This window comes from Pseudomonas sp. AM8, assembly GCF_036346475.1.
In the GTDB taxonomy this organism is placed as follows: Bacteria; Pseudomonadota; Gammaproteobacteria; order Pseudomonadales; family Pseudomonadaceae; genus Aquipseudomonas; species Aquipseudomonas marginalis.
This window is the reverse complement of record NZ_JAOTNX010000025.1, coordinates 1-13654: the sequence shown is the minus strand read 5'-3', so window position 1 is coordinate 13654 and position 13654 is coordinate 1. Positions and strand designations below refer to the sequence as shown.

The window sequence follows — 13654 nt, the reverse complement described above, 5'->3', positions numbered from 1 at the left end:
TTTCTCCATCTAAAATGAGAGGTCGAATTTTGTTTGTCACTGATATATGGTACTCGTATCTTTTGCCGATATTATGTTTCTTGGTTTGCCTATGAATGCGTCTTAGCACGATATGTGTAACATTCGCGAGGTGAAGGTTATAAGAGATAGGCTTCACGACCTCCGCTATCGCTTTAATCATATTGTCAACAGCGTGGGAAGCTTTGCGTCGAGCGCCAACATTGTATTGAGTTTACCCATATTTATAATTGGTCCAAAACTGATTAAATCATTCCATATGAATAGCCGCAACAAACCAAAAGCATTCTGGCGGTTGGGAGAGAGCAACGCGGTGCAGATTTAGCTGTATATGATGGGCGAGCGCTCTTACCCTCATCGGCTACTGCAGCAAATCCACGTCCAGCCTCTCCGGCACCTGCTGCCTTATTGTCGCATTAAGCGCTAATAAATTAATTTGCTGGGCAATTTTGCGAATGGCGTCCAGAGCTTTATTGATATCCTGCAGTCATTTCAGCTAGACCATGTACGCTTATCGAAGTTAACCTAACGTTATCTACCATGATATTAAATGCACCCACTTTTTCATCTGCCTTGCCTCTACCGGTGTTTGCCGTCTTCAAAGCGGAGCCAGTGGATAACATCTTGAGTCGACGCAGCGGCCGCTGTCACCCTAATTAGGCAAGCGTTCAACTGAGTGCTGCACCTGCGCAACCAACAGTTCAGCGCCGGCAGAGCTATTTGTTCAGCTCATCGACAGCGACCATGGCGCTGCCGTTCGATATGAACATCGGCACCTGGCGGAGGGGTTGCTCGTGACGCGCAACATTCGTCTGGTGGCTCACGATGCAGCAATCAGTCTGTTTTTTTTGCGGCAGGTTTGCGCGCAAGTGCGTCTAGGAAGGCGCTCGCGGACGTCGAATGGTACAGGTAGCTCTTTTAGGCCAATGGCGTATCAAAGAGTCATTTTGAAGGTGCTGTAGGTCAAAAGTCTGACTTTGCAGGGCATTTTGTGGTGGCTACCTACGGCCGTGGTATGGGATGCCGAGCCACGGTCTGTGTAGATGTGAACGCCATTTTCATGATTTGCGTTACCTCAACCCGGTAGCCCGGACATGATGCAATATGACGGCATAGTTCTGTGGAATGAAAAAAAACTAGAAAGTTGATGAAGCCAATCCGAGCCTTTTCTTGAAGACGGATTGACCTTTTCAGACTTGAATGAATTCATGTATTATCAGTCATCACCAATATTTAAGGTTTGCGTTATGTCTAAGCTTGCAGAATTCCGTCAGCTTGAAAAAAACCTTGCAGAGCAAATGGCTCAACTGGAAGCTTTGAAAGGTGATGCCGGTTTAGCTGAAGAAATCAAATTTGAAGAGAAGCTGCGGAACCTGCTGGGCCAATACGGCAAGAGTCTGCGTGACGTGATCGCTATCCTCGATCCAGCTTCGCTTAACCATAAAGGTGCTGCTGCTCCAGTGGCTCCGAAGGCAACTCGCCGTCATCGCGTTGTGAAGATCTACAAGAATCCTCATACTGGCGAAACCATTGAAACGAAAGGTGGCAACCACCGTCAATTGAAAGAATGGAAAAGTGAGTTCGGTGCTGACACCGTTGAGTCGTGGCTGAGCAAGTAATACGACAGCTATCATGCCGCCGCAATGGCGGCATATGCTTCACCTCGCATTGGCTGCTTTGATCGCTGACCCGACCGCACCCAGATCTAGGTGAGCGCGCAGCGATCGATGTAGTCACGCCGACCAATGTGGTCGCGATCGTTCGGGCCATCATAGGGGACCATCACCATCCAACTGCCTCCGAGACCGTCTCAATGCGGTCTATCCCCGAGAGCATTCGCCGGAACATGGATGGCGAGGCGGTGTTTGAAGATGTTTGAAAGCCAACGCTGCGGCCTGTTGACCGGAGCGGGACTGCTTCGGGCAACAGGTATCGGGTCAGGCTGCTCCAGCTCTGGCGATCTGTAGCGCTCTGCGTTCAAACTGCTCAGCAGCCGAGTTGGCTTGCCCGCTAGGTCGCAGCAGGTGCGTCACGATCTCGTAGGGGCCGTTGGACAAAGGCCGCATGTCGATCCCCAATGCATTCGCTTGCTGAACGCGGGATTGCGCACATATCCCGATGCCGTAGCCGGCCGCCACCCATATCGCCATCATCTCGAAGGATGTCACACGCTGAATGCACTGCTCGTCTGTCGGCGTGACGGAGGACAGCCGCTCATCTAGCAAAGGACAAGCCTCTGCCGGCCAGCGAAACAGGGGATAGTCCACCAGTTCTGCGATCGTAAGTGCTGCTTGGCTGAGCGATGGGAGCCGCAGCGGTACGGCAACGGCCCTGTTTTCGATCCAAAGGCGCTGGCTCTTCAGGGCAGGGTCGCTCAATCCCTGAAGTAGTAGCCCTGCGTCGTAGCGATCCTCGCGAAGTCCCGCAATCAGGGCATCACTCGTGACCTCAAAAAAAGCGATAGTGACTTCGGGCTCTTCCGCGCGCTGCAGCGCAAGCAGCGCCGAGAGATGTGAGGATGGCACGCCTTGCGCGATAGCAAGCCGGAGATTAGAAACCTGTCTGGTGGCGTCGTGCATTGAGAGCCCCCAAGAAACGATCGGATCAGAAAAGGCGAGCCGATATGATAGCTAAGAGTTAACTTTAACGTGGTTAAATTTCATTGATTGCTTGACGCTTCTGGCGATGCAGAAGCGTAGCGTTCAACGGGGCCGTCCCCCTGGCACAACCACTTATGAAGCCGAGCCGGCACTGGCGTTCGGTCAAGCGGTGCGTGCCGCCCGCACAGAACAAGGAATCGCTCAGGAAGAGTTGGCTGCCTTGGCCAAGGTCGAGCGTTCGCACATGGGTAAGATCGAGCGTGGGGAGCACATGCCCACACTGGCGCTGATACTGAAAATCGCCTTGGCGCTTAGGATAAGTGCAGCCGACCTGATGACTGCCACTGAAAGTAATCTGCGTGCCGGCGCCAATTTGTGAGCCATCGTCACTGCCAGGCGGGCACTGGGGGTAGGCTATGCGCCTCCTCAAGGCCGGCCGGGACCTGCCTTGGGAATACCTGTCCAGCACGGGCTGCTGGGGCCAATCGGGAACGCAACGCAACATTGACTGCGGCATCTATTCTCGATTGGCCGTCTGTGGGTGGCCCCGCTAATCGCACATATGGGCGCGTAGGCGAGAGATGAATCGCTCCAGCGGAGCCGACAAACTGCCACTGCCGGGCCGAAGCAAGTAGGTGGTGATCACTGCTGACTCCGCCGCCAAGGGACGGATGACCACATCTGGCCGTTGGCAGACTGCGGACCTGGTCTGCGTGGTGAAACCCAGGCCGAAGCCTGCGCCGACCAGGGTCAGCATGATGTCCAGCGAAGACACATGCTCAACGACATTGGGCTCACGATCCAACGGTCGAAGGATCCTCGCTAGTTCGCGGCAGTAGCCCTCGAACACCTGCGGATCGCACAAGACGAGCGGGTGGCTCCCGAGTTCATGAAGAGGGACCTCCCTGTGGGCTAACAATTCATGCCGGGCTGGTACTGCAATCACCAGCGAGTCCTGCCAAAGTGGTTCGGCAACAATGTCTTCATCGATCTCGGCCGTGTACGCGAACCCAGCCGCGAAGTCGCCTGACCGTAGGCCGCGCAACTGCTCGGACAACGGAACCTCGGACAGCTTTATTTCAATCTCCGGCTCCTTTTCACGGCAATGGGCCAGGAACGCGGACAGTCTCCGGTCGACTGCGCCATCGGATATCGCGATGCGCAGACTACCTCGTAAGCCGGCCGCAACGGCCTTGGCATTTTCTCGGGCTTGTTCCAGGACGGTGAATAGCCTTCGAGTGTCTTGCAAGAATGCAGCGCCGGCCGCGGTCAGCCGGGTTCCTCTGCGATCTCGATCGAAGAGCATCACCCCCAACTCATCCTCAAGCTCCTTGATAGTCCGCGAAAGGGGTGGCTGCTCGATATGGAGACGTTCGGCGGCCCGTGTGAAGTGCAGTTCCTCGGCCAAGACACCGAAGCAGCGAAGGTGCCGCAATTCCATCAATGACCTGCTCCTAATGCATTTTTAATAACCCGAAAATTCACCCTCACGCTCCATCAGCTTTAGCATTCCCTTGGCGAGACGTAAAAAGAAGAAAAAAGGCCTGATACCACCTGGGATTGCAGCCTTGCACAAGTCGTTGCGAGCGCAAAGTCGTTGGCCATGGCCGGTCTGTACAGATCGGTGAGCAATGGTGGATTTGTCGAAAACGCATGGTCCACTATCACGCTCCGAGCCAAATTAGCTGCGTTATTCAAGCAGCGACTTGTAAGGGCTGGGCTGTTGACAGTACAAAGGCTCATAGCGCTACCCGAAGCCTGATTAGCACTGTTCTTCAGTAATCAGGCGATTGGGACGGAAGCCTGCTTCGGAGAACAGGCCGTTATGGAGGGGCCTCAGCCTCGACGGATTTTGCCGTCAGGGCCGAAACCTCTCCCAGGGGGCGAAGGTTCGTACTAAACAGGACCCCAAATGGCTATTCGCAAAGCAAGTCCGGTCTGGCGCAAAGCGTTCATCGTCTCTCTGATGCAATGCCAGCGCGTTCCGGAGCAGCACATTGCATGACCTTGCTGTCAGTCGTTGGCACCGACAATTCCGTTCCAAGATCTAATACGGAAAGATCTTACCTACACGACATATGATGCCCACGGTTTAAAAATTACCAAGCTGCATAAAGTCAAGTGCGTCTAGGCCTTCAATGAGAGTTGACCCGGTTGTGCGGCGCCTCCGGGGTCCGACGTAGGTTAAGCCACTGCACCAGGACACCGAGCACGGCTACTGCTCCTGCACTACTGGCCAAGGCTACCGCAGTCCATTGCTGGAGCAGCAACATTCCGCCCAGCGCCGCACCGATGGCGCTGCCCAAGTACAACGCCGACTCGTTGAGTGCCACGGCCAGATTGCCGTCGCCTTGGCGCTCGCGCGCGTTGATCAGTTCGTTGTTCTGCGGCACCTGCAGTGCCCATCCCACCGCGCCCCAGGCAGCGATCGGAAGCATCACCAACCAAGTCCCCATCGATGCCGTCACTGGAAGCAGGAACAGCGCCGCAGCCAGGATTACCATGATCCACAGGGTCAATACCGGACCCCTGACGCGATCCACCAACGGGCCGATGAGAAAGCTGCCGAGCACACCACCAACACCCCATACCCACAGGTAAGATGTCACCGATCGAGCCGCGCCCTGGCTTGCAGCCAGCAACGGTGAGATGAAGGTGTACATGCCCAGGCTGGCGACTGCCGCCAGCAGCGATACCGACAAGAGCGAGGCCACGTGACCATCCGTCAGCAGAGTCAGCTTGGCCTTGAGTGGCGTGGCCGCTGGGGCTGGGAACACAGGTAGCCGTAGCGCCAGCCCCACCAGAGAGATAGCGCCCAATGCGGTGACCAGCCACAGGGCCGAGGCCCAGCCGAGACGTTCGGCCAACAGCAGGCTCAGCGGCACACCCAGCACGGTGCCACTGGCCATACCTCCCATGATCACTGCGATCGCCTTGCCCCGCTGGTCTGGCGGCGACAGCGCCGCCGAGGCGGCAATACCCATTGCAAGATAGACGCCGGCGCCAATACCGGCCAGAGCGCGGAAGACCAGCAGCGCATTGAAGTCGGTCGCCAAGGCGCTGGCTGCGTTGGCGAGCACGAACAATCCGAGCGCGAACAGCAAACCCCCTCGCTGCCGAGGAGCAGGCAGCAGCGCGACGAACAGAGGCGAGCCCAGACCGTAGGCCAGGGTGAAAGCGGTCACCAGTTGCGCCGCGAGGGCGACGGGCACCGCGAAGGCTGTTTCGATCATGGGGATCAGGCCAGCGGTAACGTACGACGCCATGCCCAAGGCGAAAGCACCGAGGGCGACAAGATAGACTGGAGATTGCGCAGAACGTGACATTGGGAGGCTCCTAAGAGAAAAGAGCGTGGAGGCGCGTCACGGTGCGACGCGCTTCACAGCGATGGATCAAAGAGTGAGTTCGACGCGGTATTCGGCGAGCCAGGTGTTCAAGCCGATGGCCAGCTCCATCCCCATTCGGTCGTGCATGGGAGACAGATTCCTGAGGGGTTTCGCAAGGGTGTTTGCGATACGTTGCCGATCGAGCAGCGGCAACACTGGCGCTGCCGGATCGGCCAGGATCGCGACCAGCGACTCACGCACTCCCCGCTCATAGGCCGGATCCTGCGTCGAGGGGTACGGACTCTTGATCCGCTCGGCGATGCTGTCCGGCAGCAGGTCGCGCGTGGCGGCGCGCAGGATGCTTTTCTCCCTGCCGTCGAAGGACTTCATTTCCCAAGGGATGTTGAAGGCGTACTCAACCAGGCGGTGGTCGCAGAATGGTACGCGCACCTCCAGGCCCACCGCCATGCTCATGCGATCTTTGCGGTCGAGCAGCGTCTGTACGAAGCGTGTCAGATTCACGTAGCTCATCTGTCGCATGCGCCGGTTGGTCGCATCCTCCCCGGGCAGTACCGGGGTCTCGGCCAGCGCCTGGCTGTAGCTGTCGCGCAGGAAATCGTCCATCTGCAGGGTGTCCAGCAGGTCTTGCGCGAACAGCGTCTTGCCGTCGAAATACTTGCCAGTCGCAGAGGTCAGCCACGGAAAAGTCTGAGCAGCGATCGCCTCTGGATCATGAAACCAGCGATATCCGCCGAACACTTCATCGGCCGACTCGCCTGACAAGGCCACGGTCGAATGTCGGCGGATCTCCTGGAACAGGCGGTACAGCGAGGGCCACATGTCGCCCCAGAATGCAGGTGGCAGGTCCAGCGCCTGAGCGATCTTGGCCCGCAGCGCCGGATCGGCCAGCTCGCTGCTGTCCAGAACGATTTCACCATGGGTAGAACCGATGCGCCGTACCAGGTCACGCACGAAGGGCGCGTCGGGGGTGCCGCGCACCGCATCGCCGGTAAAGCCTCCTCCGTGATCGGCGAAGTCCACTGAGAACGAGCGGATGTTGTCCTTGCCTGCGGCCAGCAGCTTCTTGGACGCCAGGGCGGTGATGATCGAGGAATCCAAGCCGCCGGACAGTAGGCTGCACAACGGCACGTCGGCGACGATCTGCCGATCAATGATGTCCTCCAGCAGGTCGCGGGTGTGGCGGACGGTCTGTTCCAGCGTGTGTTCATGCTCATGGGCCTGCAGCGCCCAATAGCGATGGCGCGACAGGCCCGCGCGGCTGACCTTGACCAGCTCGCCCGGCAGCACCTCGTGCATGCCGGCGAAGATCGCATGGCCCGGAGTCTTGACCATCTCCAGCACTTCGCGCAGCCCATCGGCATTCACCTTACGAGGCACTCTAGGGTTGGCGAGCAGGGCCTTGGGTTCGGAGCCGAACACCACACCGTCGTCGGTCTGGAAGTAGTACAGCGGCTTCACGCCCATCCGGTCGCGCACCAGCAGCAGTTGCTGGGCCAGCCGATCCCAGAGGGCGAAGGCGTACATGCCGTTGAGCCGTTCAACGAAGGCCGTGCCCCATTCCAGGTAAGCGCGCAGCACCACCTCAGTGTCGCTGCGGGTCTCGAAGCGGTGGCCGCACTCCAGCAATTCGCGGCGTAACTCCGGGAAGTTATAGACCTCTCCCGTGTAGCTGATGACCGCGGCGGCATGCTGACCACTATGCTCGGCGACCATCGGTTGGCGGCCGCCCTCCAAGTCGATGATCGACAGACGCCGGTGCCCCAGCCCGATCGGGCCGTCGATCCATACGCCCTCTGCATCGGGGCCTCGCGGTGCAAGGGTGTCTGTCATTCGTTGCAAAGTCTCGCGGTGCGTCGTCAGGTGATGGCTGAACGCAAGCCAGCCGGTCATTCCACACATAAATCACTCCTGAAATAGTTGTTAAGCCTTAGCCCAAGCTCTCAAGGTCTGCGCTCTGGGGTATGAGCAGCCGCGCCGCGCCGCGTACATATCGGGCAAGCGGCAGCGTGCCGATCTGCCGGCCGATGCCGTCGAGCAGAGCCTGAAGGCGGATCGCCTCATCGAGGCCGGCGAAGGGGCGCCTAGGTGCTCCACCCAGCGCAGTCACGCGCGTAACGTCCTCGCACAGGCGCGACAGCTTGAGCAGTGTTTCGAGTCCGACCTCGCTCGGTGCGGTCCGGAAGGCATCCACCAGCACCTCCCGTCCTTCGCCGTCGCGGGTCCAGATGCGCAACTCGTCGTGGTCCCAGGCCGGGGTGTCGTAGACGATGCGCGCGTGGAAGATCCGGCCGGCCGGATCGACGAACGAGAAGTCCACGGTGCGCTGTCGTTGGATGTTGACGAAGCTGCTGTAGCCGGCCACCACCGCGTCGCCCAGGGTCGCTGTGAGCAACACGGTGTCCGGAACATCGGGGCCGGAAAGGGAAAAGTCCGAGCCGATGCCGATCGCCTGCCGTAGGCGCAACGTTTCGCCAGGCGCGCCGATCCACTGCACCAAGTCCAGGGCATGGATGACCTCGCTGCTCACGCCGCATGTGGGCCGATAGTCGTTCAGCCGGTCTTTGCCCCAATGGAAGCTGGCGCGGATCAGCGACCACGCCTGCTCGGCCACCCGGTCCCTCAGCCGCTGGCTGGCCTCTGAATAGCGCTCCACCAGATCCAAAGCGAAGCCCTGGGCACTCGCCATTCCGGCGCAAGCGTCAGGCCAGCCATCCCCCGGCGCGGCCAGCGGCTTCTCGCAGAGCACGAAGCCCGTGAAGCCGGCCAGGTCGCGCAGGATGCCAACGTGCGCATGATCGTTGACGCTGACCACCACCACGTCGGGGTGGAATTCGGCCAGCGCCCGAGGAACGTCCGGGTAGTAGGGCAGGGCTTCGCTGATGCGCTGCTGGCGTGCCACATAGGCTATGTCGAGCGGCAGGTCCAGCGTGCCAGCAAGATGGCGGAAGGCACGGTGGTAGCGCTTGCCGGCATAGCCTAGTCCGACGATCAGCAGCTTCATGGCCGGTCTCCCGACAGACTCAGTAGTCCTTCCACGCTGCGCACGAAACCCAGCTTGCGGTACAACGCCTCGGCGGCCGGGGTGGTCTCCAGCAGCACCTTGGTCACGCCGCGCTCGGCGAACCATTGCAACAACTCGTGCATCAACCTCTCGGCAATGCCCTGGCGTCGGCACGGCGGCGACACCACCACCGACTGGACCCAGCCGCACCAGCCGCTCAGGCAGTCTGGCGCGGGCGGGCGTGAATCGATGAGGCCGGTGGCGCAGGCCACCACTTCGCCGTCCCGGTCAGCGACGGCGATTCTCGTGTGCTCGCCATCTGCTAGCACCGGCTCCAGCCAGTCCCGATAGGCGGCCTTCCAGCGCAAACGTTCCTCAGACGTGCGGCTCGCATAGCTTGCCGTTGATGCGCCATCCAGCAGATGAGCTCGTAGCGCTACCAGCACCTCGATATCGGATGGCGTGGCTGGGCGAATCTTCCAGGATGCCTTCGACATTTCACGACGCCTCCTGCAGGGCGTCGGCGGCGCCGTGTGCTAGCAGCGGAATGTCGAAATGCGCGAAGACCTCTTCCAGCGCCTCGGCGAGCTGGTCGATCTGCGCATCGCTGTGGTTAGGCGTGGCATTGACGCGGAAGCGCTCGGTGCCCACTGCCACCGAAGGGAAATTGATTGGTTGCAGGTAGATGCCATGCACGCGCAGCAGGCGCTCCGCCGCAGCCTTGCACTTGCCGGCGTCGCCGACCAGCACCGGCAGCACGTGCGTGGTGGAGCACGCCATCACCGGAATCCGCCTCTCGGCCAGTGCTTGGCGCAGGCGCTGGGTTTGTGCATGCAGCCGGTCACGCTCGGCGGTTTGCTCCTTCAGGTGTTCGACGCTGGCCAGGCAACCGGCCGCTACGGCCGGCGGCAGCGACGTGGTGAAGATGAAGCCGGTGGCGAACGAGCGAATGGCGTCAACCAGCCATTGAGCGCCGACGATGTAACCACCAATCACGCCGATCGCCTTGGCCATAGTGCCCTGGATCAAGTCCACCTGATCGGCGACCCCCAAGTGCGCCGCTAGCCCGGTGCCGCACGGGCCGTACATGCCCACCGCATGCACCTCATCGAGAAAGGTCAGCGCGTTGTGGTGACGGACCAGCGCCACGATCTCTACGATGGGGGCCACATCGCCGTCCATGGAATACACCGACTCAAACACCACGATCTTCGGCCGCTCGCGCGGGTAGCGCGCCAGTAGCTCCTCCAGGTGGGCCACATCGTTGTGGCGGAACACTTGGCGCTCGGCACGGGTCGCGCAAATGCCACTGATGATGGACGCATGGTTCTTCTCATCGCTGAACACCACGCAGTCGGGAATCTGCCGCAGCAGGCATTGCAATGTCGTATCGTTGGAGCTGAAGCCGGTCGGGAATACCAGCGCCGCCTCCTTGCCATGCCAGTCGGCCAAGCTGCGCTCCAGCTGGCAGTAGATCCCGTGAGTTCCGCCGATATTGCGCGAACCGCCCGAGCCGGCGCCATAGATGTCGATCGCCTCGTGCATCGCTTTGCACACGCTCGGGTGCTGTGACATCCCGAGATAGTCATTGCTGCACCAAATGACGACGGGACGGTTGTCTTCGCCTTCGAGCCACGCCAGCGGATATTTTCCACGGATCCGATTCAAGGTCACGAAAGTCCGGTACTGCCCGGAAGCCTTCAATTCACTCAGTTTTTCACTCAGCAAACTTTGGTACATGCTCATTTCTCCTTATTTTTTACACCTCATATGCGTTTTGGCAGCTGTCTACTGCCGGCCAAGAACGGCCGAGATGGCGAGCCGAAGTGATTGTGTGCAGCCTTTTTATCTATTACAATTTAACTATTTATGCTGTTACTAAAAGTGATTGGATGAGTGTTATTCGTAATATGGAGCGTGTCAGGAAGGAATTGGCCGAGTTCCTCCGGAGTCGCCGCGAGCGTCTAGCGCCCTCAGAGGTCGGACTCCCGTCTGGAGCGCGCCGTCGCACGCCGGGGCTGCGCCGCGAGGAGGTGGCAGCATTGGCCGGCGTAGGGCTGACCTGGTACACGTGGCTGGAGCAGGGGCGAGACATCAGTGTGTCAGCGACTTTTTTGGACAACCTTGCCCGGGTTCTGAAGCTGGATGCGGCCGAGCGACGCTATCTCTACCTTCTTACTCAACAGCGCCCACCGGCTGAGCCCGGCAAGACGTGGTGTGTCGTCCCACAGGTGGTCCATCGGCTCATGGGTGATCTGGCGTTACGTCCCGCTTATGTGATCAACCTACGATGGGACGTGTTGGCTTGGAACCTGGCCGCCGACAAGGTGTTCCGCTTTTCCTCGCACACGCCGGAGCGGCGCAATTTGTTGTGGATGCTGTTTGCTGATCCCTTCACCCAGGAGCTTTTCGATCCCTGGGAGGATCAAGCACTCCAGATGCTTTCTCACTTCAGGAGAGATTTCGTCAATGCGACGCAGGAACCCGATATCTGCGCCTTGATCAAGGACCTGGAAAAAGTATCTCCAGACTTTAAGGAGTGGTGGCAGCAGCAGGACATTCACGGCCCGGATCACGGGTGGCGACGCTTACGGATTGAGGAGCTTGGACACGTCGCATTCGAGTATTCAAAATTGACAATAGATGAGGATCATCACCTGCGACTTTTCTATTACGCCGCAATGGAAGATGGAGATTATAACAAGGGCTTTTCCGGGTGGCTAAGGTCATCCGGAGTTCAAAAAAACACTTCCGCGTGAAGTAGCGGTAATACCAAACCCGGCAGAGTCGCCGCACTGCGACTAATCTCCCAAGATAATCCGCCAGCGCGCAGGCGCCGATGCCGGAGAAGCAACGCTCCAGCAGGTAGTGCCCCCTGCAATGAGAACGTCAGGGCAGTGCCGCAGACGAACTTTGAGAGAGTGAGGGACTATTAGAGGGGCTGCTGTGGCTCGCAGAACAGAATCAATTGAACTATTTGTTAATCTTACTCGTAGTGTGGCCGATAGCGCGGTGTAAGCCCGTGAAACACTCACCTCCAGAGGTAAGATAATGAGAAACTTTAAGGTCTCGGTTCGAGCAGGCGCAAGCTTCATGCTGATCACGTGCTTGCTCATTGCGCTTGGAGCGATATCGTTATGGAAAATGGAAAGACTCCGGGATGATATGGTCACTCTTCAGTCCGATGCCATGGCGAGCGTCTCACTTGCGAATAAGATTAGCATTGCCACCTTGCGCTTGCGCCTCGACATAAGGCGTTTAATTGCGCAAACTGATCCGCAAGCCAAGGCCGTCACTATTGAGCGCCTCAGAAATACTAGAGATGATTTGCTAAAGCAGTCCGATGCATATGCTTCATTTGTGGGTAGCACAGAAGAAGGGGTGATATATCAATCTGTTAGCTCTACTATTCCAAAACTCGCTGCGCTTAGCGAGACGCTTATTGATCTCAGTAATAAAAGCGCTAATAGCGAGGCTGTTGCGTTCGCAGACACCAATTTGGTTCCGGTATCGCAGACGTTGCAGACGGCGGTTGATACCCTTATTCAGATGAATTCAGATCAGGCTGAAGCGTTAGAGAAAAGTGCAGCGGCATCTTATGAGACTGGCTTTAACTTCACTTTGATGATAATTATTATCTCAATATTTGTTACGGTCGTTCTGGCGATCTTGCTCACCCGTAGTATAGTAAGGCCACTCAAGGAGCTGCTGGCTACGAATGACAGAATTGCTTCTGGAGACCTCCGAAGTGAAGTCTTAATTTCAGGTAAAGACGAGTTTTCCGACCTGCAGAGGTCAACGCTTTCTATGCAACAGAATTTAAGGCAGACCATTGGATTAATTAGTAATTCTTCACTGCAATTGGCCTCAGCTGCTGAAGAGATGAACACCATTACTGCACAATCTAGCTACGGGTTGGGTCGTCAAAATCAGGAAATCGAACAAGCAGCGACTGCCGTTAATGAAATGACCGCGGCAGTTGACGAGGTCGCACGCAATGCTGCCGCTGCATCTGATGCAGCTAGGGATTCAAATGCATCCACGTTGCTTGGGTCTCAGCGGGTCAACAGTACGGTAAATGCAATCGAAAAGCTTAGCGCTACAGTCCTCGCCACTAGCGCCGACGTAAAGCGTCTGGCAGGTCAATCTAATGACATCAGCAAGGTTCTGGCAGTGATCAGGACAATTGCTGAGCAGACCAACTTGCTGGCCCTCAATGCGGCAATTGAAGCTGCCCGCGCTGGTGAACAGGGTCGAGGTTTTGCAGTTGTGGCTGATGAAGTAAGGGCTTTAGCACATCGCACCCAGCAATCGACGCAGGAGATTGAACAGATGATTGGTGCCATCCTGCAAGGATCGGAGCTAGCCACCAAATCAATGCAAGATAGCTGCCTGGGAGCACAAGACACGCTCCGCGTGGCTCACGAGGCAGGCGCCGCACTCACTGAAATTGCGCGAGGTATTCAAGAGATTAACGGTATGAATATGTTGATCGCCACCGCATCTGAAGAACAGGCGCAAGTCGCGCGTTCGATCGATCATAATCTGGTCAGTATTCGCGATCTCTCGGTACAAAGTAATGAAGGGGCGCACCAGACATCCCTTGCGAGTACAGAGCTGTCGAGACTGGCAATAGAAATGAATGCGGTGGTTACTCGGTTCAAAATATAATTGGCATCACATAGATC

The 13654-nt window shown here is 57.9% G+C and carries 11 protein-coding genes; 4 read left to right on the top strand and 7 right to left on the bottom strand.

What is annotated here, in order from left to right:
* Positions 1–1265: 1265 nt before the first annotated feature.
* A complete protein-coding gene (locus V3W40_RS33545; RefSeq protein ID WP_330208622.1) occupies positions 1266–1637 on the top strand; it encodes a histone-like nucleoid-structuring protein, MvaT/MvaU family in 372 nt (123 codons plus the stop codon).
* Positions 1638–1955: 318 nt separating this feature from the next.
* Here V3W40_RS33545 and V3W40_RS33535 read toward each other — a convergent pair whose 3' ends face one another.
* Positions 1956–2597, bottom strand: coding sequence for a LysR substrate-binding domain-containing protein (locus tag V3W40_RS33535; RefSeq protein WP_330208621.1), 642 nt, complete (start codon positions 2595–2597; stop codon positions 1956–1958).
* A 106-nt stretch (positions 2598–2703) separates the two neighbouring features.
* Between V3W40_RS33535 and V3W40_RS33530 the strand changes: the two genes are divergently transcribed.
* Complete coding sequence (locus V3W40_RS33530) at positions 2704–2997, top strand: helix-turn-helix domain-containing protein (protein ID WP_330208620.1); 294 nt, start codon at positions 2704–2706, stop codon at positions 2995–2997.
* Positions 2998–3168: 171 nt separating this feature from the next.
* Here V3W40_RS33530 and V3W40_RS33525 read toward each other — a convergent pair whose 3' ends face one another.
* The 6 genes from V3W40_RS33525 to hemA all read right to left on the bottom strand — a co-directional run bounded on the left by V3W40_RS33525 (position 3169) and on the right by hemA (position 10706).
* Positions 3169–4059, bottom strand: coding sequence for a LysR family transcriptional regulator (locus tag V3W40_RS33525; protein ID WP_330208619.1), 891 nt, complete (start codon positions 4057–4059; stop codon positions 3169–3171).
* A 694-nt stretch (positions 4060–4753) separates the two neighbouring features.
* Positions 4754–5944 (bottom strand): MFS transporter, encoded by a 1191-nt coding sequence (locus tag V3W40_RS33520; protein ID WP_330208618.1) that lies wholly within the window; start codon positions 5942–5944, stop codon positions 4754–4756.
* 66 nt (positions 5945–6010) lie between these two features.
* Positions 6011–7864, bottom strand: a complete 1854-nt coding sequence (gene asnB, locus V3W40_RS33515) for an asparagine synthase (glutamine-hydrolyzing) (protein WP_330208617.1) — start codon at positions 7862–7864, stop codon at positions 6011–6013.
* 28 nt (positions 7865–7892) lie between these two features.
* A complete protein-coding gene (locus tag V3W40_RS33510; RefSeq protein ID WP_330208616.1) occupies positions 7893–8966 on the bottom strand; it encodes a Gfo/Idh/MocA family oxidoreductase in 1074 nt (357 codons plus the stop codon).
* Positions 8963–9463, bottom strand: a complete 501-nt coding sequence (locus V3W40_RS33505) for a GNAT family N-acetyltransferase (protein ID WP_330216451.1) — start codon at positions 9461–9463, stop codon at positions 8963–8965. The genes V3W40_RS33510 and V3W40_RS33505 overlap by 4 nt, the downstream gene beginning before the upstream one ends.
* Position 9464: 1 nt before the next feature.
* The gene (gene hemA, locus V3W40_RS33500; RefSeq protein WP_330208614.1) at positions 9465–10706 is read right to left on the bottom strand and encodes a 5-aminolevulinate synthase; all 1242 of its coding nucleotides are present in this window, start codon (positions 10704–10706) and stop codon (positions 9465–9467) included.
* Between the two features lie 152 nt (positions 10707–10858).
* On the opposite strand from hemA, the gene V3W40_RS33495 reads away from it, so the two are divergent.
* Together V3W40_RS33495 and V3W40_RS33490 are read left to right on the top strand one after the other, a co-directional pair.
* Positions 10859–11725, top strand: coding sequence for a helix-turn-helix transcriptional regulator (locus tag V3W40_RS33495; protein ID WP_330208613.1), 867 nt, complete (start codon positions 10859–10861; stop codon positions 11723–11725).
* A 292-nt stretch (positions 11726–12017) separates the two neighbouring features.
* Complete coding sequence (locus V3W40_RS33490; RefSeq protein ID WP_330208612.1) at positions 12018–13637, top strand: methyl-accepting chemotaxis protein; 1620 nt, start codon at positions 12018–12020, stop codon at positions 13635–13637.
* Positions 13638–13654: the final 17 nt, after the last annotated feature.